We start from the raw sequence: 21,809 nt of genomic DNA on the forward strand, positions 1-21,809 counted from the left end.
AACAAAAAACCCGGATGCATTATTGATCCGGGTTTTTTGTTTGATATATAGTACTAAAAATTATGCATTTTGTATAGTATTATTCCAATTGTTGGCTGTAGTTTTAACTTTTGCTTTAGCATCTTCAACCACATCTTCCGCTACGTGTTGTGCTTTTTCTGCGGCAGCTTTAGCAGTTGATTTTGCTGTTTCCAAAGCATCATCTTTATAATCATAAAGGTCGCTAACGGTACCGTTAAATTTTGATTTGGCCTTTTCTATGGCATCGCTGCTATATTGTTTTATGCCGCTGGCTGTTGTTTGCGCTTTATTTTTAGCAGTATCAACCAGGTCGTTTATGTAGTCGGCAATATCATCCCTAAGCTCGTTACCTTTTTCGGGAGCCAGTAATAAACCTAACGCAGCCCCTGCTGCTGCACCTACTAATAGTGCGGCTATAATTTTTGCTTGATCTTTCATGGTTAATTTTTGTTTTTGTAGATATGATTTAACTTAAATAAGTTAGAACAACAACAATGCCAGTTTTGAGGGGGGGAAGAAGAATCAAGAGCCAAGAATCAAGAGTTAAGATTTTTTGGACTTTGGTATCTTTGGACTTCGGACTTTGAAATACCAATGACCAATGACGGCGCAGCCTAATGACAAATGACAGCGCAGAGAAATGACTAAAAAAAAGAAAGGCATCCACTAAAAAGCGGATGCCTGGTATGCTTAATGGTTATATTATACTTAGATAACTTTTACATTTACCGCATTTAAACCTTTTCTGCCGTTTTCAACTTCAAATTCAACTTTGTCGTTTTCGCGGATCTCATCGATCAGGCCTGTCGAATGAACAAAAATGTCTTGGCCACCGCTTGTAGGTGTAATAAATCCAAAACCTTTTGTTTCATTAAAAAATTTTACTGTTCCTTCTTTTTGCATTATTTTATTTATTAAAGGCGGCAAGGTAGGGAAAATTCTTCGATTTGGACATTTGAGAATTTGAAGATTTGAGGATAAAAACGCCGGTTTTGGAAATTAAAACACATTGATAGAAATTAAATAACTAATAATCAGTTGCTTTTAAAGCTTCGAAACTAATTTTTTAACTTTAAAATTCTCAAATATTCAAATTAAAATTACGCCGGCATGGCAGGAGGCCAACATAGAGTGGTATATTCAACAAGTAATTGTTTAAAAAAATAGCCATCAAAAATATTATATTTGTGGCCAGTTACACTTAAACCTTTTGATAATCGTTACGTCATATGCGTGTAACCAAATAGTTGCAAAAACGTAAACAATCATAACCAATCGGAACCAAAAAAAGTCATGAAAAGTATAATCCTGTTAACGCTCAGTACGTTATTTTCAGCCGTGGCTTTCGCTCAAACGTCAAGCCCTTCGGTACCTGCAAAAGCAGAGGAAAAAGTGAACATTGTTGCTGCTAAAACCGAAGTAGCATCAGCTAAAACAGAAGTTGTAACCTCAAAATCAAACTTAGCAGCCGCCGAGTCTGAACTGGCAGCCGCCCAGGCAACGCTGGATGCGGCCATTGCTCAAAAGGCAGATAAAGTTACCATAGCGGCAGCCAAAGCCAACTTAGCAACAGCAAAAGAGGATGTAAAAGCCGCAAGGAAAAACGTTAGAGTTGCCAAAGAAGTGCGCTTAACCGCCAAGGAAGAAGTAAAAGACATAAAAAAAGAAATCAGGCAAACCAAACACGATGTGGCAAAACACCATGCCACTCATGTACGGTAACCCATGATTTTGTTAAACAAAGGCTGCTTTTAAAGAGGCAGCTTTTTTATATCATTATTTGAACCTTACGCGTTAATAGCATACGTTAAATAATTTTACCTATCCTGCCGGAGGGAGCCGGTTAATAGCTTGTATTCCCATTTAAATATGGCAAAGCCAAATGGCTGTCATTTTATCAATGCGTAAAAAGAATGAAAATTGCATGCGTATCCTTTTTGGTAACTGCCTTTTTTTTGTTTTGTGCGAATGGGATTTTTGCTCAAAGTAATCCGGCCGATAAGGTTGATGAAACAAAGAAAAGTGATAAAGAAGGCTCATTCAAATTTGGCCTTAGTTACCTGAGAAATAATGTAATTATGGGCCGGGCTGATACCATAAAAACTCCCATGTTGATAACTGATATCAAATACTCCTTTAGCAATGGGCTATATCTTTCGGGCAGTATTACTTATATACCAAACCGCATTGTGGATAAGCTTGACGAAGGAAACCTTACAGCGGGCTATGACTTTGATATCACTGATGACCTGAGCGCCGAAACATCATTTTCAAAATTATTTTATAATAAAAACAGTACTCAAATAGGTTCGTCAATAAATAGCACCATCAATGCAAGCCTTGATTATAACATTGTGGGCATTGTAACTCCAACCATAGGGACCGGTTATAATTTTGTGAGCAAAGGATTTAAAAACGATGTTTTTGTAAATGCAGGCTTATCGCACGATTTCATCACTACCGGTATTGTTAATGGTAACGATTTCCTGGTTATTTCGCCATTGGCCGAGATGAACGGAGGCACGCAAAATTTTTACGATGCCTATCTTACACAAAAAAAATACAAACTTGCATCCAATACCTCAAAAGCGCTGGCTAAGCAAGAAGCCATGTTAAGTAAGTTTAACCTGCTTGACTACGAGTTTTCGGTACCAATGGCCTATAAAACGGGCGTATTGATTCTTCATGCTTCGCCGTCGTACGCCATTTCGCAAAATAAATTGCCTGCAAACATTACCGGCAGTATGATAAACAAACCGGGTATATTTTATTTTGACATTGGCGCCACCATTAAACTTTAACGGTACTGCTACAGGATAGCCAAACTGCCATAAATAAAAAAAGCCCTTCAGCCTTTTGGGCCAATGGGCTTGCTAAAATCAATAATCACGCAAAAACAACCGCAACACAATCCTTATTATTTTAGCTACACCTTAAATGTTGTATTAACTATTTCGTTAAATAAAATTGTACTAGTGTATATATCATTGTACGTAAGGAAGCTATTTTTAGTTTTTATAAAGTGTATTTTGCGCCCAAAATTCAAAATATACTATGAAGGCCTTTATATTCGACCTTAATGGCACCATGATAAATGACATGCCCTATCATACCAAAGCCTGGCAAACGCTTTTGAACGATCAGTTAGGCGGCAATTTTACGTGGGAAGAAGTAAAAAAAGAGATGTACGGTAAAAATCCCGAAGTGCTTGTACGGATGTTTGGTACCAACCGCTTTACGGTTGACGAGATGAACGATCTTTCTTACAAAAAAGAGCAAAAATACCAGCAGGAATTTTTGCCCCATCTGGCACTTCTGCCCGGTTTAAGAGAGTTTTTAGAGGCTGCTTATCAAAAAGGTATCCCGATGGCCATAGGTTCGGCCGCCATACCGTTTAATATCGACTTTGTGCTGGATAACCTGAACATAAGGCACTATTTTAAGGCTATAGTTAGCGCCGATGATGTGGTTTTGAGTAAACCGCATCCCGAAACTTTTTTAAAGGCGGCACAGCTTTTAAATGCTGAGCCAACCAACTGCATCGTATTTGAAGATGTACCTAAAGGTGTTGAAGCCGCAGCAAATGCCGGTATGAAAGCCGTTGTGCTTACTACTACACATATTGCCCAAGAGTTTGAACACCTGGATAATGTGCTCCATTTTTCGGAAGATTTTAATGACGCGTTTATAGAAGCCCTGGCATTTTAGGCAAAAGTTATTTATTAACGCGGCTTGTTACATAACTTAGGTTTTTAGCGTATTATTGGTAAAGATTTTTAGTCCCTAAATTCTTAACCAATATACCTTTATGAAAATAAAATTCTACTTACCGGCAGCAGCATTACTTTTGGGTTTGTTAAGTTCATGCAGCGAGCATGTGTATGGCCCGGCCCTGCACAAAAGTGATATAGCCTACATGCCAAAGCCGATGTCGATGGATAGTGTTAAATCGGCTACTTATGTATCGGCCGGACTGGTGCTTGATTTTGGCAATAACCTTAGCGATCAGCTTACCAGCGGCCAGTTAAACATAAGTGAAGCCCACACGTTTAAAAACTTTAACCTGGCGTATGGTGCATTTACATCATTGGGCAATTACTCCAATTATGATTTACAGGAGGGCGACGCCCATTATTTTAAAGATAAATTCTTCGGCGCGGTAGGTGGCCGTTTATCAGGCAACTTTTATATCAATAATGATGGGCGTACCGATATCAGGATTATTGGTTTTGAAGCGGCTTATAGCCATGAGTTTGGCGATTATGCCAGGTTCAGGAAAGATGTAACCGGCGATCCTAACTTTTACACCGATACCCGCACCGAACTGTTTACCGGCGGCTTAACCAGCGAAATTGTTTTTCACGGCCGCAAGCCCAATACCCAGATGGGTTTCAGGATATTTGTTGGCGAAACATTTGGTAACGATAATATTTACAACAACAATAAAAACGATTACGTAACTTATAAAACGCCCACCTATGTTGCCTTCTCGTATTTTATACAATTAAAGCAATATTTTGCCGTGATTGAAGGCGGCACCTACGTACAGTTCAGGGTTGGCTTAAAGTTTTAAGTCGAAAGTCTTAAGTTCTAAGTCAAAATCAGACTTCGGACTTAAGACTTTCGGCTTAGAACTTTCGACTTAAAAGAACCTATTCTGAATAAATACTGCCAACCCTGTCGCGCAGGTTATAACCAGAGGCCATCACCTCGCCGTATGCGCCGGCAGTGCGTACGGCAATCAGGTCGCCACGAAATGATTCCGGCAGGTCAACATCCTTCTGAAAACAATCTGTGCTTTCGCAGATGGGGCCTACTACGTCATATTTCAAGTTGTGAGTTGTGAGTTGTGAGTTGTGAGTGGGGTTATCTTGATTCTTGATTCTTGACTCTTGATTCTTACTTATATTTTCTATCTGGTGATAAGCCTGGTAAAGCATGGGGCGTATCAGTTCAGTCATGCCGGCATCCAATACCAGGAAGTTTTTCTTTTTGCCATTTTTTACATACAGTACCCTCGATATCAGCGATGCGCTTTGGGCTACCAAAGCACGGCCAAGCTCAAAGTGTACTTCCTGCCCTGGTTTTACGTTCAGGAAGTTTTTAAATACCTGGAAATAGTTTTCAAAATCGGCAATGTTGGTGTCCGGGCTGTAATAATCAACACCTAAGCCACCGCCGGTGTTTAGTACTTTAACCGGGAAACCATGATCTTCAAACCAATCCTGCATTTCGTTAATGCGTGTGCAAAGGCTTTTATAAACCTCCAGATCGGTAATTTGTGAGCCTATATGGAAGTGAATGCCTAAAAATTGCAGGCTGGCGCATTTGCGCAGGGCTGTAGCCACATCGGGCAGCTGCCATATATTAATGCCAAATTTATTTTCATCTAACCCGGTAGTAATAAAATGGTGTGTATGCGCATCAACGTTAGGGTTAATGCGGATGGCTACATTGGCCTTTTTACCTTTGGCAGCCGCCAACTCATTAATTACTTCCAGTTCCTGAACCGACTCGACATTGAAACAAAAAATATCAGCATCAAGCGCATAGTTTATTTCACGGTCTGATTTTCCTACCCCTGCAAAAACTACTTTGCCTTTGTCAAAACCATGTTCAATAGCTGCCCTAACCTCGTTGCCGCTCACACAATCGGCACCAAAACCAAAAGATTGAATCATATCCAGCACCTTCGGGTTAAAGTTTGCCTTCATGGCATAGTGCACATGAAAGCCATGTTTTGCCGAGGCATCCCGGCAGGCTTCCAACGTTTGGCGCAATACGCCCATGTCATAGTAATAAAACGGGGTATCTAATTGATTAAAGGTATTTATGGTATTGGTTGTAAACATTTTTTTAATTCAAAAGTCAAAATTCAAAAGTCAAAAAACTTGGCGGTGGCAAATTAGGAATCGAAAATAAATCCGCATCGAAATTTCCAATTCCCCAATTAAAACAGCCGGTTATGCAAGCTTCTAAGCGTTTCCACCTTATCATCTGTTTTAACCAGTAATGACAGGTTGTGGTCGCTGCCGCCGTATGATATCATTCTTAACGGGATGTGTTTTACGGCTTCCAGCACCCGTGCTGCATAGCCATGTTTTTCGGCACCAAAATCGCCTACTACGCAAATGATAGTATGGTTTACATCCAGCTCTACCGAGCCAAAAATGTTAAGCTCGCTGGTAATCTCGCCAAGGTAAGTGGTGTCGTCAATAGTTAAAGATACTGCCACCTCTGATGTGGTAATCATATCTATTGATGTTTTATATCGCTCGAAAACTTCAAATACCTTCCGCAAAAAGCCATGTGCCAGCAACATCCGGCTGCTTTGAATTTTGATGGCCGTAATGCCATCTTTGGCAGCAATAGATTTGATTTTGTCCTTTTCGCTTGTGTTGGTTATCAGCGTTCCTTTTGCCTGCGGATCCATAGTGTTTAACAGGCGTACTGGTATTTTATACTTTTGCGCCGGGAACACGCTTTGCGGGTGCAATATTTTGGCGCCAAAATACGCCAACTCGGCTGCTTCATCAAATGATAGCTGGGCTATAGGCTGCGTGCCTTTCACAATCCGCGGGTCGTTATTATGCATTCCATCAATATCTGTCCAAATCTGCACTTCTTCGCTGCGGATGCCGGCGCCTATCAACGATGCTGTGTAATCGCTGCCGCCGCGGCGCAGGTTATCAATTTCGCCAAAAGCATTCCGGCAAATAAACCCTTGTGTTATAAATAGGTTAACCTCTGGTTGTTTATCCAGTAACGGGGTTATTTTTTCGGTGATATAATCAACAATAGGTTCGTTATCCTCATCTATCTTCATAAAACTCAAAGCAGGCAGCAATGCCGATGGCACACCTATCTCTTTTAAGTAAACATGATACAATGTGGTCGATAACAGTTCGCCCTGGGCTAAAACTATTTTCTCTTCTATAGTAGTAAAATTATTATTGGCCAGGTTATTAAGTAATGCAAAGTGATAGTCAATTACTTCCTTGCCTTGCTTTAAATATTCGACGTTGGTAAAAAGTTCATTTATAAATAATTCGTATTTATCCTTTAGCGCACTTATCAGGATTATGGCTTTCTTTTTATCGCCTGTAAGATAAGCCTGTCCAATTTCAACCAGGTTGTTTGTTGTACCTGATACCGCCGAAAGCACAACGATTTGTCTTTCTGTAGGGTCTATAATGTCAAGCAGTGCTTTCATGCGGGCCGGACTGCCCACAGATGTGCCGCCAAATTTTAAAACTTTCATTGCTATTTTGTTAACCTAAAATAACGGGCGGGTAGGTGCCCTTATTTGCGGCGTTAAAAATAGGGTTTTAAAATGCTTATAGCTAATAAAATTTAGCTGGTTTTCAGAAACGCCCTTTTTTATAAAATTGGCGAAATTTGCTTATGCATTTCAATCACAATGATGAACGGTTAGTTTATTAACCACCTTGCTGTTGTTTATCAAGATTTATTACCAACTGCCGAATGTCATAAATTTTTTGCTGCAAATTTTGCAATGGTAAATCCTTATGGGCAGCCAAAACAAAAGCCACTTAACTAACAATGGGCGTTGCTTTCTTTGGCCGCCGTTACTTTTGCACTTTGGGCACAGGTGTAATTTGCGTTTTTTCTTTGGTGTATTCGTGTTTATATCTACTATGCGCATATTACAAACAAATTTTGTATGCTTATGATAGGTAGTAACGAAGTTGCATTTTTTACCGCAACTTCGTTTCAGCTAATATAGTAATTATTCTGTTTTAACCTTTCACCGCACCCGGTATAGATTGCCCGGCGCATTGGTTTTTATTAAACGGTTTAACTCTTTAACACCAATTGTTCCGTTTGGTGTTGCTAAACAGGAACAATTTGACTGGTGCCTTGCGCAATAACCATATTCATTTGCTTTAACCATTTGCACTACACCTGCAATGTTACCAGACTGATAACCGATATTTATCCGGTAGGATATAAAGTGAATATTTTACAAAGAAAAACCAAGTAAAAAAATGTCAAAAAAGGATAGGGGCGGATGTTATCATTAAAGGTTTTAGGATCACCCATAAATTTTTATGGTGTTTTGCTTAAAAAATGCCTGTAACAAGGTACAAATATAATTAAAATGAAAACCCTAAGTTAATACCCAGGCCCCTGATACCGGCAAAAGGGCCGCTGGCATGCGCGGTAACGCCGCTATTGGTAACGGTAGAACTTTTAATATAATTATGGTTTAATAAAACAAACTTGCTGTCAATATCGTCTTTAAGCTGCTGTTTATCATTGGCCGATAAGGCACTTAGGTCTGTATTACCAATTACATCGCCACTCATATTGCCGTAGTGTAAACCCAGTATATACACATCTAATGATATCTTTTGGGCTATAAGCCATTTGGCGCCAATCATGGCACCACCGCCTATTCCATTTAATGTAGTAGTTAAAGGCACATTTACATTATTGCCGTTGCCAACTGTATAAACATATGGATAGTTAACTTTCATGCTGTTATACCTGCCATATAATGAAACATAAAACCCACGGGGTCCATCGTGTTTGCCGGTATAAAAACGTGCTTCGGCGGTAAACGTTTGATTTGAGGTGCGGGTATTTTTGTAATCAATATTGTCGCCGTCATCTGATATTTTATCACCTATGGATTTTATTAAAGATACATCGCCAATGCGGGTATCTGGCATAAATTTATATCCTGCTGATATAGTGATCTTACGGGCAACCGAACGTTCATAGTTAAAACTGTAATTATGCAATACTAACGACGATAAGTTAACCTGGATATTGTTTTTTTTATAATCGCTGTTTTGAGCCGATACGTTGCCGATACAGAAGCATAGTAAAATGCTTAAAAATACAGTAGTTGTTTTTAAAAATGATGGTAAGTTTTTTTGCATACTGTTTGTGGTTAATAGTTTGGATTTGGTTGGTTTACCTGGTGAAATTACAAAAGTGTTTTAGCTTACACAATATTCATGTTAAAGTGTAATTATCTTATTTTTAAGTTATTATATTGATAGTCGACATTGATCGGTTAATTTATTATTTTTTTTCTTAAGCTTAATCAGCCACATGAATAGCCAAGGTATTTACTGAAACTGCCGAGATATACGTTTGGTGATAAACGGTCCGGAACAAAAGCCCAGCAAAATAGCTGTGGTGTTTAAGATTGATGATGTTGGATAAAACTTTTCGGGAGTAATAAAAAGGTTTATAAATCCGGAAGTGCATTGGCGGCAACAGGTGTATTTGAAATGGTTCTTTTTGATGATTTTTGAATAACTGGCAGTGCATAGCAAAATGAAGCGCCTTTGCCTTTGTTATTTTCAACCCAGATGCGTCCATTCATTTTGTCGATAAAATCGCTGCATATCATGAGGGCTACACCTGCGCCTTTTTCTTTTTCGCTGCTGTATTTCATGTCTATCTTGAAATTGAAAATCCCCGGTAGTTTTTCTGGCGAAATGCCTTTGCCCTCGTCCTGTACACAAACCGTTACCTCATCGGGGGCGCCAAAACCGGTAATTGTGATACAAGAATTCTCTGGCGAAAATTTGATTGCATTATGTATAAAATTGCGATGGATAAATTGTACAAGTTCTTTATCAGCATCAATATGAATGTTGCTATCTACATTGTTTATTAATGTAATCTTATTTTCCCGGGCTATAATAGCAAATGGCTGTAAAGCCTCGTCTATAAGTTCCCTGAGTGGTAGTGCAACGGGGCTATAGCTAAAGCCGGATAGTTGTTGCTTTATCCATTGTAAAATATTTTCAAAAATCTCCAGCGCTATGTCTGACGAACGTTCCATGGTTTCTACCAGCATCATCAATTCTTCGTGGGTAAACGCATCTGCATCCTTTAAAACAGTAGCCAGGGTTTTTAATGAGCCAAGGGGCTGCCTGAAATCATGCGCGAGGATAGATACCAGGCGGTTGTTAAATTCATGATCAACTTCCAGTTTTTGGTTGCGCAGTTGCACTGTGCGGTTCAACTCTTCCAGAGTTTCGTTATGCCGGCGTTTAAGTCTGTATAGGCGGTAAAATATGCCTACCGAAAGCCCGGTAAGCAAAAGCAAAAAACCAAAAACCAACATCAGGGTATAGCGGTTTTCGGCCCTTGTTGTTAGCGCCTCAATTTGCTGATCTTTTATGGCGTAGTCAATATAATCAAGTCCCGACGTATTGTTAAATACTTCTTCGGCTTCATACAGTTCCAGCAGTTTGCTACTATAACGTTGCGCCTCGCGCAGGTTGTCTTGCTTGTAGATATTGTACAGGCTTTTGCCAAAAACTTTGCCGTAAAAATGATAACCCTTTAACTCCGATATTGCCAGCCCCTGTTTATAGTAGTAGATAGCTTTTGTACTATCTGTAAGGATAAAAAGGTCGCCGAGGCTTTTTAGTATATCAAGGGTTACATAGTTTACATCTAATGCTATGCCCTCGGCGGCGGCCTTTTGCAATTGTATTATGCCTTGCTTGCGTTTGCCATTTTTGAGGTAAATGTTTGCCTGTACCTGGTCGGTTACCAACAATACCCGTTCATCTTTATACTTAGTAGCAATGCGGCGCGCCCGGTCAAGGTATATCCTGGCTAAATTTTCACTAACCGAATCGGGGTACAACAACAGATAGTTACAGTACAGCAAAGAGATGATCGAATCTTTTTTAAGGCCCGCTCCCCGGGCTAACGCCTGCTTTAAAGCGTCTATAGCTTTTTTGTCTTCTTTTCGTTCGTTAAAAACAAGTGCAATGTTCATTAAGGTCTGAACGATATTGGCCGAGTCGCGTAAAACCACGTAATGGTTAAAGGCATCGTTATAATACCTAAGGGATAGCTGAAGATTGCCTCGCAGGTCATAAACAATTCCTATTACGTTAAGGGCATCGGCCTCACCTTGCTTGTATTTTAACCTTGTAGAAATAGCCCTGGCAAGCTTTGCGTAGTAAAAGGAGTTATCAATGTTCCTTTCATACATCAACATCCCCAAACGGTTAAGGGCGTCAACGTATTTTATACTATCGGTTATTAAAGGAAGTTGTTTTTGGATCTTGTCAATATCTTTTAATTGGCAATAGCCAGCTTTACCCGCAAATATCAGCAACAATAAAAGGCTTAAGTGCTTCTTCATTTTATAAATCAAGCTGTGCAGGGAAATAAATCGACAGGATGAATATATGTAAAATTTTTAGTACTAAACAATATCCCGATATATAAAATACCTTGCCAATATTGTCTTTTTTTACAGTTGTTGGCTATTTATTGATAATTTTCCCTATTTTTTTGATTTTTTGCTTTAGGTACTTCAAATATTTTTTATCATCAAATTTAACTAATAATACATGGACCACTTTTTTATACCGGTAATAATTGGCATAAGCGGCAACTGTGTTTTCAAATGAGTTGTTGAAATAGCTGATGCCGAAGCAATTTGCCTGTTTTTCATAGCGCATTTGCTTAAATGCCTTAGCGGGATTATATAATCAGTTGCCTTGCCAGGAATTGCCCGGCATAATTAACCATAAAGTTTTAAACGTTGTTGCGATATTCAGCGATAAAAAACATCAAACAAATTTACCTTTACAAGCTATCAGGGTTCGGAATAAAATTCATGAACGCCTGGAATTTGGCATAATAATTTTGCATGTTAAGCTGATAGTAGTAAGCGCCTCGTTTGGAGCCGGCTTTATCTTTATCGGCCAATTTAATAAGCAGGCCTGTAGCCAGTACTCTTTTACTAAAATTACGCTTATCAATAGTGGTATTAAAAACACTCTCGTACAGGATCTGTAATTGTGGTATAGTGAATTTTGTAGGCAGCAGCTCAAACAGGATGGGATGCATAGCTGCTTTGTAACGGATACGTTTGCGCGCCTGTTCAACCATTTCCTGCTGATCGAATATCAGTTTTGGCACCCGTTTTAGCTGAAACCATTCGGCGTGATAATCAGCGCTTATCTGGGTTTCATATTTATGAATGTCAATCAAAGCAAAATAAGCTACAGAAACGGTGCGCTCCAGTGGGTCGCGGTTTGGATCGCCAAAGGTGTATAATTGTTCAAGGTACACGCCTTCAAGGCCTGTAAGCTGTTTAAGGATACGGTTGGCCGCCTGGTCAAGGCTTTCATCGTTCTGCACAAAACCACCCATTAAGCTCCAGTTGCCCTTTTCGGGCTGAAATCCTCTTTTGATCAGCAATATTTTTAAAACCTCCCCGTCAAAGCCAAAAATTATACAATCTACAGCTAATAATAACCTGGTTTGTTTCGAATACTTCTGCATTTTTATTGTAAAGGTTTATAACAAAAACAAATATATAATAACATTTGGGATATGTGAAGTCTTGGTTAATCCCTCGCTTGCGTATAAGGTTTAATTAGTGTGTTTAAGACGGTAATTTGACAAAAAATAAGGAATATTTGTATTTGATTTTTTTTAGCAACACTAAATACTCCCATACAAATCAAAAACCTTCTTCTTTGGAGAGGGTTTGGTGAGTCGTCTATTCTCCCCAGGCGGTAATTACCAAATCGCGGCTGCCGCCATAATTACGGTGTTCGCATAAATAAATACCTTGCCAGGTACCAAACGCCGGCCTGCCGTTGCGGATTGGTACTGTTACTGAACTACCCAGCATGGCGGCTTTTAAATGGGCTGGCATATCGTCTGGCCCTTCATCATCGTGCCGATAGTCAGGATCGTTCTCGGGTACGGCTTTGTTAAAATACATCTCAAAATCCATGCGTACAGTTGGATCGGCATTTTCATTAATGGTGAGCGAGGCCGAAGTATGTTGAATAAAAACCTGTAACATACCTACCCTCATACTGGCTATTTGAGGAAGCGCCTGTAGTACCTCGGCGGTAATTAAGTGAAAACCTCGTTTGCGTTCGCGTAGTCGGATAGCTTGCTGATGGATTTGCATTTTTAAAACTGTAGTTAGGTAACAAATTTAGGGAGTATTAAGTTAAGAATGTATTATTCTGAATAGCTATAATATTGTTTTGCCAAAACAAATTAATCTTTAGGTTTATTTTAATTATTACTTTAAATTTCGCAAAACGCAAAGTAAATTGCGTCTTATAACCTATTTATGTCAGCAAATATTGGTCCGTCTGCCCAAACGCTTAAAGCATTGGAAACCGTTCCGGTTTCTATAGCTATCCTGTCGCCGCAATTGCTGATACTAACCGCCAGTGATCAATATTTAAGGGAAACAGAAACCATCCGCGAAAACATAGTGGGTCGCAATGTTTTTGACGTTTTTCCGGATAATCCCGATACACCGGAGGCTATGGGGGTATTTAACTTAAATGCCTCGCTGCAATCGGTGTTGCTTAACAAGCAGCCACATAAAATGGCCATACAGCGTTATGATGTGCCGAACCCTATGGTTGCAGGGCAGTTTATAACACGATATTGGGAACCTTTAAATACACCTGTTTTTGACGATGCCCATCATATCCAGTACATTATTCATATGGTTACCAATGTAACCGATAAGGTATTGGCCGATGAGCATCTTGCACTATCAAAAGAAGAACTTATATCGCTTAATCATAAATTGAACGAGGCCAATCATGAAATACAGGCAACGGTAGAAGAGTTGGAGGCCAGTAACGAAGAGCTATCGGCAATACGGGAGCAATTGCAGCACACCAACATATTATTAGAAGAGCGGGTAACCAGGCGTACCAAACAGTTATTTGAAAGTGAATTGAATTTACGTACCCTGATAGCAACTGCACGAAACCCGCTGGCCATATTAAGGGGGCGCAACTGGACAGTTGAAATAGCAAACCAGGCAATTGCCGATATTTGGGGTAAAGTCAATGGTGACATTACGGGGAAACAGTTGCTGAAAATACTGCCCGAATTAGAAGGCCAGCCCTTTGCGGCTTTATTGGCCAGGGTTTATGATACCGGTGTTAGCTACGGCGAGGATGAGGAAATATTTTACCTGGATACGCCGGACGGTACTGTTGTTAAATATATAAGCTTTTACTACGACCCTTTGTTTGATACAGATGGAAATGTAACGGGTGTAGTAGTTGCCGCTAACGATATTACAGGGCTTGTTGAAGCCCGGCAGTTGTTAGAAAAAAGTTATGACGAACAAAAAGTGCTTAATGAAGAGATTGGCGCATCAAACGAGGAGTTAGCTGCTGCAAATGAAGAGTTGCTGGCCACCAACGAGGAACTGATACAAGCGAAGGCGAATTTAAGCGCTAACATTGTTGAACTGGCCGAGCGTGAGGCTAAGCTAAGCTATATGCTGGCCGATGCCCCTGTTGCAATTGCTGTGTTGAAAGGCCGCGACTTTATTGTTGAATCGGCCAATAAAAAGGTTTTAGCGGTATGGGGGAAAACCGACAATATTATTGGTAAGCCCCTGCAAGAAGCAATACCAGAGTGGATTGGAAGGAAGTATTTGAAGTTGCTTGAAAATGTATACGACAGCGGCAAACCTTATTATGGCAATGAAGTTAAAACCTTGTTGGAGCAGGATGGGAAAATTGAGGAAGTATACTCCAATTTTGTCTATCAGCCGTTAAAAAACCCGGCAGGTAAAACTACCAGCATTATGCTGCTTGCCCACGTAGTAACCGAGCAGGTAAAAGCCCGCAAAGCCATTGAACTGGCCGAAGAGAAGCAACGTATTGCCGTAGAGGCTGCCGATATGGGTACCTGGTATATTAATGCAACTACAAGAGAATTAGTTACAAATGGCCGGCTTAGGCAGTTGTTTGGTTTTAATGCCGACGAGGAAATGCCATACGAAGCAGCTGCCCTGCAAATACCCGAGCCATATCGCGAAAGGGTGCTCGGCTCCATCGAGCATTCTATAGCAACGGGTGCGCTGCATCAGATTGAGCATCCGATTATTGGTTATCATGATAAGCAAACAAGGTGGGTAAAAGCCACCGGTAAGTTGTACGAAGCCGAGCCTGGCAAGCCCCCGCATTTTTCGGGCGTAATGTTTGATATAACCGACCGCCGCGAGCAGGAACAACGTAAAGACGATTTTATAAGTATTGCCAGTCACGAGCTTAAAACGCCAATTACCAGCCTAAAAGCATCATTACAACTGCTGGAGCTTATGAAAGATAATCCATCGTCGCAGATGCTGCCTAAGCTAATAGAGCAATCCAGCAGGAGTATGAATAAAATAAGCGCGTTGGTTGAAGACCTACTGAATGTGAGCCGGATGAACGAAACCAAACTGCAGCTTAATAAAGCCCCGTTTAATATTGCCCAAATGCTGAATGTTTGCTGTAATCATGTACGCATTACAGGCAAGCACGAACTGGTTGTTATAGGCGACGAACAATTAGTAGTAAATGCCGATGAGCACCAGGTAGATCAGGCTGTAGTAAACCTGGTAAACAATTCAGTAAAATATGCACCCGAGTCAAAAAAGATTTACTTTGTTATTGAAAAACTGGATGGGTTTGCCAAAATATCGGTAAAAGATACCGGTCCCGGGATGTCAAAAGAAAAGATAGGCCATCTTTTTGACCGTTACTACCGGGCCGAGCCTGCCAGTTACCAAAACGCGGGCCTTGGCCTTGGGCTATACATCAGTTCAGAAATTGTAAAACGCCATGGTGGCGAAATTGGTGTAGAGAGTGAATTAGGGCAAGGGAGCACGTTTTGGTTTACATTGCCGCTGGAGTAGGTATGGCGGTAGTTAGGCGGACAAACTGAGTCGTCTTGAGTGATGAAATTTGCGAAATTATAAAGGGGGGAATGACGTATATCGCATGGCGGCTACGACTCACCCCGGCCAGCGCAGCGATGTCGGGGTGAGTCGTAGCCTGCGTTCAAGCCGTTGTTTAGTACTTTACGTTTTGGGTTAACATAACTTAACATATTTCAGATAGGATATTGGTAAATATTTGATAATCAACATTTTGTATTTTATTATGGTTAACACTGGAAAGACAATCTTTTGGCTCTTTTTATATGGATTACCAATTGCAGCTGTCAAATACTTAAAGTACCAGAAATATCCGCCGCGTTGTTTATTGACTTTTTAAGGATTGACTATTTAGACGCGTTTGCCCTGCTTTCATCTTTAACCTTTTACCTTTCGCCTTTCATCTTTTCCCTAAAAAAAGTTTAAATTCCCTGTAACCAATTAAAATTACGGCGGTCTCCAATATATAACTAACGCAACCAGGCCTTTTTGAACGCACTAAGTGATAACACGATCATGCTCCGGGTAAAGGCCGGAGATTTGGATAGGATGGGGCTGCTGTTCCAAAGGCATTACCGTGCCTTATACGGCTTCCTGTTTCACATGACTTATCAGCGCGAGGCCAGCGAGGATATGGTACAAATCGTGTTTTACAAAATGCTCAGGTATCGTAGCAGCTTTACAGGCGAGGGCGAGTTTATGGCCTGGATGTACCAGATCGCCCGCAATGTGTTAAAAGATAATGCCAAAAAAGGTGGCAAACAAGGCGTATACCAGGACATAAGTGAATTGGCCGACAGGTTGCCGGGAGGCACCAGCGCCGATGAGCACCTGGAAAAAAAGCAGGCCAATGCGGGGTTATATAACGCTATGGAAAAGTTGAGCGATGATAACCGGGAGATACTAACGCTCAGTCGTTTCCAGGAGCTGAAGTACCAGGAGATAGGGCAAATTTTAGGTATTACCGAAGGGGCCGCTAAAGTACGCGCCTTTAGGGCTATGCAGGAGTTAAAAGATATTTACGCCAAAATGGAACGTTAAACAGATGAAGATGAATTGTGCGCAATACGAAGAAAAATTTAGCGGCTATATAAGCAATGAGTTAACCGCTGCCGAGCGTGATGAGTTTGAAAAACACGTATCAGACTGCCAGGATTGTATGCGGGAACTTGCCGAAATGCAGCAGGTTTGGGCTTTAATGGGCAATATGCAGACACCGGAACCGGGTGCCCACATAGAACTAAAGTTTAAAGCCATGCTTGATACTTACAAGGAATCGGTTGAAGAAAGCAAGCCAGCCTTTAGCATAAAAGAACAAATTGCCCGCTTATGGCAATGGCAACAGCGCCGGCCGCTGGCTTATAGCCTGCTTATAGTACTGGTTAGTTTTGGCGCGGGGTACCTGGCTTTCAGGGGAAGCACCGCGGGCAAACAAGATGAGCAGTTGAAAGACCTTACATCGCAGGTACATGAGCTAAAACAAACTATGATGCTGGCAATGCTCGAAAATCCATCGGCATCTGAACGGATTAAAGCGGTAAGCTATACCAGCGAGATTAAACATGCCGATAAGGAGGTTATTGATGCTTTATTTGCCACCCTTAACAACGATCCGAATGTGAATGTACGCTTAAGTACGCTTGATGCTTTAACCCAGATGGCCGCGCACCCGGAAGTGCGGCAGGGGCTGATAGCATCCATCGTTCAGCAGGATTCGCCGCTGCTGCAATCGGCCATTGCAGATGTGATGCTGAAGCTGCAGGAAAAAAAGTCGGTTAATTCGTTTAAAGAGTTACTGAAACAAAAAGGACTAAACCCCGGTGTAAAAGACAAAATCAAACAAACCATAACACAACTCATTTAAAAACAACCATTATGAAACCAGTTTTACTTGCCGTTTTTGCGGCACTCGGGCTATGCCTTGCTCAAAACGCCGCGCAGGCACAGGAGTATAAAGAGCATATTACCAAACAATTTACAGTGAGCGGCGGCACAATAGCAGTATACAACATTTGGGGAACCATTAAGGTTGAAGGCTACAGCGGCGATAAAGTATTGATGGAGATTGACGAAACCATCAAAGGCAAAACCCAGGCCGATGTCGACGTTGCTAAAAAAGAAGTTAAGCTGGGCTTTGACCAGAAAGCTGATAGCGTGATTGCGTACACAGCCGAACCTTATGATACCCGGCCGCATACCTGGAACCGGAATGATGAAGGCCACCGGAGAGATTATATTGTACACCTGGATTATACCATCAAAGTGCCCTTTAATGCAAGCCTGGCAGTATCAACAGTAAACGATGGCCACATTACCGTTAAAGATGTATACGGATCATTAAAAGTGAACAACGTAAACGGCTCGTTAGAGATCATCAACGCTAAAGGTACCACAGTTGCCCGTACCGTAAATGGCCCGGTAACAGTGAATTATTTGGCCGTGCCTCCCGGCGAATCATCGTATCACACCATCAACGGGCAAATGAATATTACCTATCCTGCCAACCTATCGGCCGACCTGACCTTTAAAAGCATGAACGGGCAGTTTTTTACCGATTTTCCTGATGCCCAGGTAATGCCGAGCAAAGTGGTTAAAACCGAAGCAAAAAGCGGAGCCGGTACTACCTATAAACTCAGTTCAAATTCCGATGTCCGCATTGGTTCGGGCGGTAAACTATTCAAATTCGAGACCCTTAACGGGAATATTTATATCAAAAAACAACAATAACAAACGATAAGATGAAAACGATAAAATTTTTAAGTGTATTCGCGGTAGCTCTGTTGGTAACTGGCCGATTGTGGGCACAGGAGCAACTGACTGTTCCGCTAAGCGATCCTGGCAAACCCTTTAAATTAAATGTAGGTTTGATAGACGGATCCATCACGGTGATAGGCTACGAAGGTAAAAGCATTGTAGTTGAAGGCCAGGTGGACGAAAAACGTAAGGACCGTGATAAAGAAAAGGAAAAAGTAGCCGGGATGCACCGTTTAAACAGCAGTGGCATGGATATCAGCGCCCAGGAAAATAACAACCAGGTAACGGTACACAGCAGCATGGGCAAACAGGTTAACCTAATCATAAAAGTACCTAAAACCACATCCACTTTTAAAATATCAACAGTAAATGGCGGCGATATTACAGGAAGCAACCTGGATGGGGAGTTGGAAGTGAGCAACGTAAATGGTTCTATAAAACTTACAGATATCTCCGGTTCAGTGGTAGCCACAACCGTAAACGGCCCGGTAATAGTTACCTTTAAATCCATCGACCCAAAAGCAGCGATGGCATTTTCGACCCTGAATGGCAAAATAGATGTTACCTTTCCGGCAAGCCTGAAGGCCAATGTAAAGCTAAAATCAGACAGAGGTGATATTTTTACCGATTTTGATGTAGCCACCGAACAACAAAAACCCAACGTAACCCGCACCAATAAAGACGGCATGTATGGCCTGAAAATTGACGAATGGGTATACGGCAAAATAGCCGGCGGCGGCCCCGAACTAATGATGAAAACCACCTTTGGCGCGGTGTATATCAGGAAAGCGAAGTGAGGTTTTTAGTTGATTGGGTGAAAAAAGTTTAAAGCGAAAGACAAAGGGTGAAAGGCAAAAGGTATGCTTTTCACCCTTTATTTTGCCCTTTCCACAAGCAGTAGTTAAAATAAGTCATGCCGAGTGGTAAAATTTTGCGAAATTCTGAAGGGTGGATGACATTCAAAATAAAAGACTGTGATGCTGAGTGGTAAAATACGCGAATTCTGAAGGGGGAATGGCGTGTATCACCTGGTTGCTAAGACTCACCCGGCGAGGCTACGCCCGCCACCCTCTCTTCACCTGCGGTGGCTGTTGCACAACCAAGCACATAAATTGCAAGGCTTGAAATCTTGCCGATCAATCATCTGAGATTTAAATATTCAACAATTGATAGAAACAAGTTTGCCGGTATTGAAATCTCAGCATGTCAAACGACTACAAAAAGTGTATTTTTTTTCGCGGCTAAGTTGTGCAACAGCCACCTGCGGTGGAAAGAGGGCTTGAACGCGGGATATTCAATTGAAAAAGGCACAAACCAGATGATGAATTTTCAAGCCCCTCTTTCCGGCGAAGCCGAAGAGAGGGTGGCGGGCGCAGCCTCGCCGGGTGAGTCTTAGCCAGCGTTCAAAGCCAATGTTTATGTAAATATTAAACTTGTCATGCTGAGGAACGAAGCACTATTCACCAACATTTATGTCGGTTATGCATAGCTAATAGATACTTCGTTACTCAGGATAACAGGGAAATTGGATATGTCATAAGTAAAACTAATGCATGTGATTGCCGCTCTAAATCAATACCGTTTTCATACCAACAGGTTCTGTCACAAACCATCTGTTAATAAACCCGCGGATCAAATCAAGCAGCCCCTGTTTTTTTACCGGCTCAATAGCTGCTTTTTCAACAGGCAGTGCATGATCGTCAGGTGCATCGCCTTCCTGCATTTCTACCAGGATACTTTCTCGGATGGCGGGGTCGCGGTTTACAATATCGTCAAGTTCGGTAAGTTCATTAAAGGTAGCTGTACCATTCTTTTGTCGTTTAATTAAAATGTCGAAACGGTCTTGCAAAAATGTACGCCGTTCCAATTGTTTGTGGTGCTTCATGGTACTTTCACTTTATTAATCTACATGGAGCAAATCAAATGCCATGCTTTTATTTATCTGTATATCAATAATTTATGTTGATTTCGGCGTTCAATATTCGTTTCGTTTTGATACATCAGATGTACGCTTTCGGGCAGTATGATCTGCCCTGAATAGGTATACAGATTTGTGAGTAAATCCTGTGAATACTATACAAGTACATACCCACGTGTGATTGTAGGGGCAAAATTCCCCGAAACTATCGAAGGCGGAATGATGTATATCCCTGGCGGCGAAGACTTACCCCGGAAAAAGGTCTTTTAAAATTACTATTGAATAAATAGTTAATTGTCAAATTATTAACTATAAAAACCCTCTTTCCTGGCGCTTTCGTCGTTGAAGGCATTTTTGTACCCACAGCGACCTGCGGGTACAAAAATGCCTTGAAGTTCCGCTTGTTTTTTACCGGTCTGAACCGCGAAATTGTTTAATCTCTATATTCCTGAAATCAACCGGCTGACCCTCACTTTGCAGGGCAATAAAGCCGCTGCTTAATAATTTTCCATCTTGTTTGTACTTTGGATCGTAACCATTGGCTACGCCGCCTCCAATGGACGGTTTTGAATATTGTAACACAGTATCGCCGTTGATGATATGTGTAACTAATTTGTTGCCATCAACTATGAGTTCGCCCTTTACCCATTGGTCGCCATCATAAGTTTTTGAGGTCGAACTGATGCAATGGTCGGGCCAAACCCTCCCTTTGTAAACCACATCGGTACCTGGCGAGCACATATTGCCCGTCGGTCTCGGTTTTCCGTCGCCAAGGCCGCCTAATAACTGCATTTCTATTGATATTGGCCAATCCTGGTCTTTTAGCATGGTCCTGGGGTCCTGCGAATGAAACATAACGCCGCTGTTAAGCAGGGTATAGTCGGGTGCGCCTTTTTGCTGTTTACCAACAAAACGGTACTCAAACCGCAGGCGAAAGTGCGAAAACGGGGTTTTGTAATACAGGTGGCCAAATTGATTGTCAAAATCGCCATACTGATCATACCTGATCTTGATTATGCCATCTTCTACCCTAAATGTATTGCCATAGTTTTCGCCAACCAGGTGATGATTGATCTTCACAAACCAATCCTTAATGTCGGTGCCGTTAAACAGCTTTTTCCAGCCTTTACCGTCGTTACCGGCGTCGGCCAGTTTTTTTGCCCCGGTACAGCCAAGTACCAGGAAGCAGGAAAATATTAAAAAATAGTGTGTTTTTTTCATGGCAGGTATGTGTTGTGGTTTGTTAACAGGTTGCTGTAAGGGCACCAAAATAGTATTAAATTTAATAGCTATTTGTCGCCGGTTATGTTTTGGTTTGTCTAAAGATAGTATAAAAGGGTTAAATCTTTTGGTTCCCTTGGGTATCTGTTGAAATATCCCGGGCTTGGTTGTTAAAAA

At 41.3% G+C, this 21,809-nt stretch carries 20 protein-coding genes; 10 read left to right on the forward strand and 10 right to left on the reverse strand.

Features of this window, described 5'->3' with window-relative positions:
• Positions 1-60: 60 nt before the first annotated feature.
• Entirely contained in the window at positions 61-459 is a 399-nt protein-coding gene (locus ACFGVS_RS29355) for a YtxH domain-containing protein (RefSeq protein WP_274209042.1), read from the reverse strand.
• Between the two features lie 270 nt (positions 460-729).
• Positions 730-924: a cold-shock protein gene (locus ACFGVS_RS29360; protein WP_090644815.1), complete on the reverse strand. Its 195-nt coding sequence runs from the start codon at positions 922-924 to the stop codon at positions 730-732.
• A gap of 390 nt (positions 925-1,314) precedes the next feature.
• Here ACFGVS_RS29360 and ACFGVS_RS29365 point away from each other — a divergent pair, with 390 nt between their 5' ends.
• From ACFGVS_RS29365 to ACFGVS_RS29380, 4 genes are all read left to right on the forward strand, one after another.
• Positions 1,315-1,743 (forward strand): hypothetical protein, encoded by a 429-nt coding sequence (locus ACFGVS_RS29365; RefSeq protein ID WP_090644818.1) that lies wholly within the window; start codon positions 1,315-1,317, stop codon positions 1,741-1,743.
• A 191-nt stretch (positions 1,744-1,934) separates the two neighbouring features.
• The gene (locus ACFGVS_RS29370) at positions 1,935-2,822 is read left to right on the forward strand and encodes a hypothetical protein (RefSeq protein WP_439696667.1); all 888 of its coding nucleotides are present in this window, start codon (positions 1,935-1,937) and stop codon (positions 2,820-2,822) included.
• A gap of 253 nt (positions 2,823-3,075) precedes the next feature.
• On the forward strand, positions 3,076-3,729 hold the full coding sequence (locus tag ACFGVS_RS29375; RefSeq protein WP_274209040.1) for an HAD family hydrolase: 654 nt from the start codon (positions 3,076-3,078) through the stop codon (positions 3,727-3,729).
• A gap of 100 nt (positions 3,730-3,829) precedes the next feature.
• Positions 3,830-4,594: a hypothetical protein gene (locus ACFGVS_RS29380; protein ID WP_090644830.1), complete on the forward strand. Its 765-nt coding sequence runs from the start codon at positions 3,830-3,832 to the stop codon at positions 4,592-4,594.
• A gap of 79 nt (positions 4,595-4,673) precedes the next feature.
• Here the strand turns inward: ACFGVS_RS29380 and lysA are convergent, their stop codons facing one another.
• From lysA to ACFGVS_RS29410, 6 genes are all read right to left on the reverse strand, one after another.
• Entirely contained in the window at positions 4,674-5,873 is a 1,200-nt protein-coding gene (lysA, locus tag ACFGVS_RS29385) for a diaminopimelate decarboxylase (RefSeq protein WP_439696668.1), read from the reverse strand.
• 98 nt (positions 5,874-5,971) lie between these two features.
• The gene (locus ACFGVS_RS29390; protein ID WP_439696669.1) at positions 5,972-7,282 is read right to left on the reverse strand and encodes an aspartate kinase; all 1,311 of its coding nucleotides are present in this window, start codon (positions 7,280-7,282) and stop codon (positions 5,972-5,974) included.
• Between the two features lie 856 nt (positions 7,283-8,138).
• On the reverse strand, positions 8,139-8,930 hold the full coding sequence (locus tag ACFGVS_RS29395) for a DUF3575 domain-containing protein (protein WP_274209037.1): 792 nt from the start codon (positions 8,928-8,930) through the stop codon (positions 8,139-8,141).
• A 314-nt stretch (positions 8,931-9,244) separates the two neighbouring features.
• Positions 9,245-11,170: an ATP-binding protein gene (locus ACFGVS_RS29400; RefSeq protein WP_439696670.1), complete on the reverse strand. Its 1,926-nt coding sequence runs from the start codon at positions 11,168-11,170 to the stop codon at positions 9,245-9,247.
• Between the two features lie 449 nt (positions 11,171-11,619).
• The gene (locus ACFGVS_RS29405; RefSeq protein WP_090644847.1) at positions 11,620-12,321 is read right to left on the reverse strand and encodes an NUDIX hydrolase; all 702 of its coding nucleotides are present in this window, start codon (positions 12,319-12,321) and stop codon (positions 11,620-11,622) included.
• Between the two features lie 220 nt (positions 12,322-12,541).
• Entirely contained in the window at positions 12,542-12,964 is a 423-nt protein-coding gene (locus ACFGVS_RS29410; RefSeq protein WP_274209034.1) for a secondary thiamine-phosphate synthase enzyme YjbQ, read from the reverse strand.
• Positions 12,965-13,132: 168 nt separating this feature from the next.
• On the opposite strand from ACFGVS_RS29410, the gene ACFGVS_RS29415 reads away from it, so the two are divergent.
• The 6 genes from ACFGVS_RS29415 to ACFGVS_RS29440 all read left to right on the forward strand — a co-directional run bounded on the left by ACFGVS_RS29415 (position 13,133) and on the right by ACFGVS_RS29440 (position 19,889).
• Positions 13,133-15,718: an ATP-binding protein gene (locus ACFGVS_RS29415; RefSeq protein WP_439696671.1), complete on the forward strand. Its 2,586-nt coding sequence runs from the start codon at positions 13,133-13,135 to the stop codon at positions 15,716-15,718.
• A 537-nt stretch (positions 15,719-16,255) separates the two neighbouring features.
• Positions 16,256-16,780, forward strand: a complete 525-nt coding sequence (locus ACFGVS_RS29420) for an RNA polymerase sigma factor (RefSeq protein ID WP_439696672.1) — start codon at positions 16,256-16,258, stop codon at positions 16,778-16,780.
• 4 nt (positions 16,781-16,784) lie between these two features.
• Positions 16,785-17,603: a zf-HC2 domain-containing protein gene (locus tag ACFGVS_RS29425; RefSeq protein WP_439696673.1), complete on the forward strand. Its 819-nt coding sequence runs from the start codon at positions 16,785-16,787 to the stop codon at positions 17,601-17,603.
• Positions 17,604-17,614: 11 nt separating this feature from the next.
• Positions 17,615-18,466 carry a hypothetical protein gene (locus ACFGVS_RS29430; protein ID WP_439696674.1) on the forward strand — a complete coding sequence of 284 codons (852 nt, stop codon included), beginning with the start codon at positions 17,615-17,617 and terminating at the stop codon, positions 18,464-18,466.
• Positions 18,467-18,477: 11 nt separating this feature from the next.
• Positions 18,478-19,290 carry a DUF4097 family beta strand repeat-containing protein gene (locus ACFGVS_RS29435; protein ID WP_439696675.1) on the forward strand — a complete coding sequence of 271 codons (813 nt, stop codon included), beginning with the start codon at positions 18,478-18,480 and terminating at the stop codon, positions 19,288-19,290.
• Positions 19,291-19,622: 332 nt separating this feature from the next.
• Complete coding sequence (locus ACFGVS_RS29440) at positions 19,623-19,889, forward strand: hypothetical protein (protein ID WP_439696676.1); 267 nt, start codon at positions 19,623-19,625, stop codon at positions 19,887-19,889.
• A 171-nt stretch (positions 19,890-20,060) separates the two neighbouring features.
• Here ACFGVS_RS29440 and ACFGVS_RS29445 read toward each other — a convergent pair whose 3' ends face one another.
• Together ACFGVS_RS29445 and ACFGVS_RS29450 are read right to left on the reverse strand one after the other, a co-directional pair.
• Positions 20,061-20,378 (reverse strand): hypothetical protein, encoded by a 318-nt coding sequence (locus tag ACFGVS_RS29445; RefSeq protein ID WP_090644867.1) that lies wholly within the window; start codon positions 20,376-20,378, stop codon positions 20,061-20,063.
• A gap of 441 nt (positions 20,379-20,819) precedes the next feature.
• Positions 20,820-21,632, reverse strand: coding sequence for a 3-keto-disaccharide hydrolase (locus tag ACFGVS_RS29450; protein ID WP_439696677.1), 813 nt, complete (start codon positions 21,630-21,632; stop codon positions 20,820-20,822).
• Between the last annotated feature and the right edge of the window lie 177 nt (positions 21,633-21,809).

This window comes from Mucilaginibacter sediminis (genome assembly GCF_051903035.1).
In the GTDB taxonomy this organism is placed as follows: Bacteria; Bacteroidota; Bacteroidia; order Sphingobacteriales; family Sphingobacteriaceae; genus Mucilaginibacter.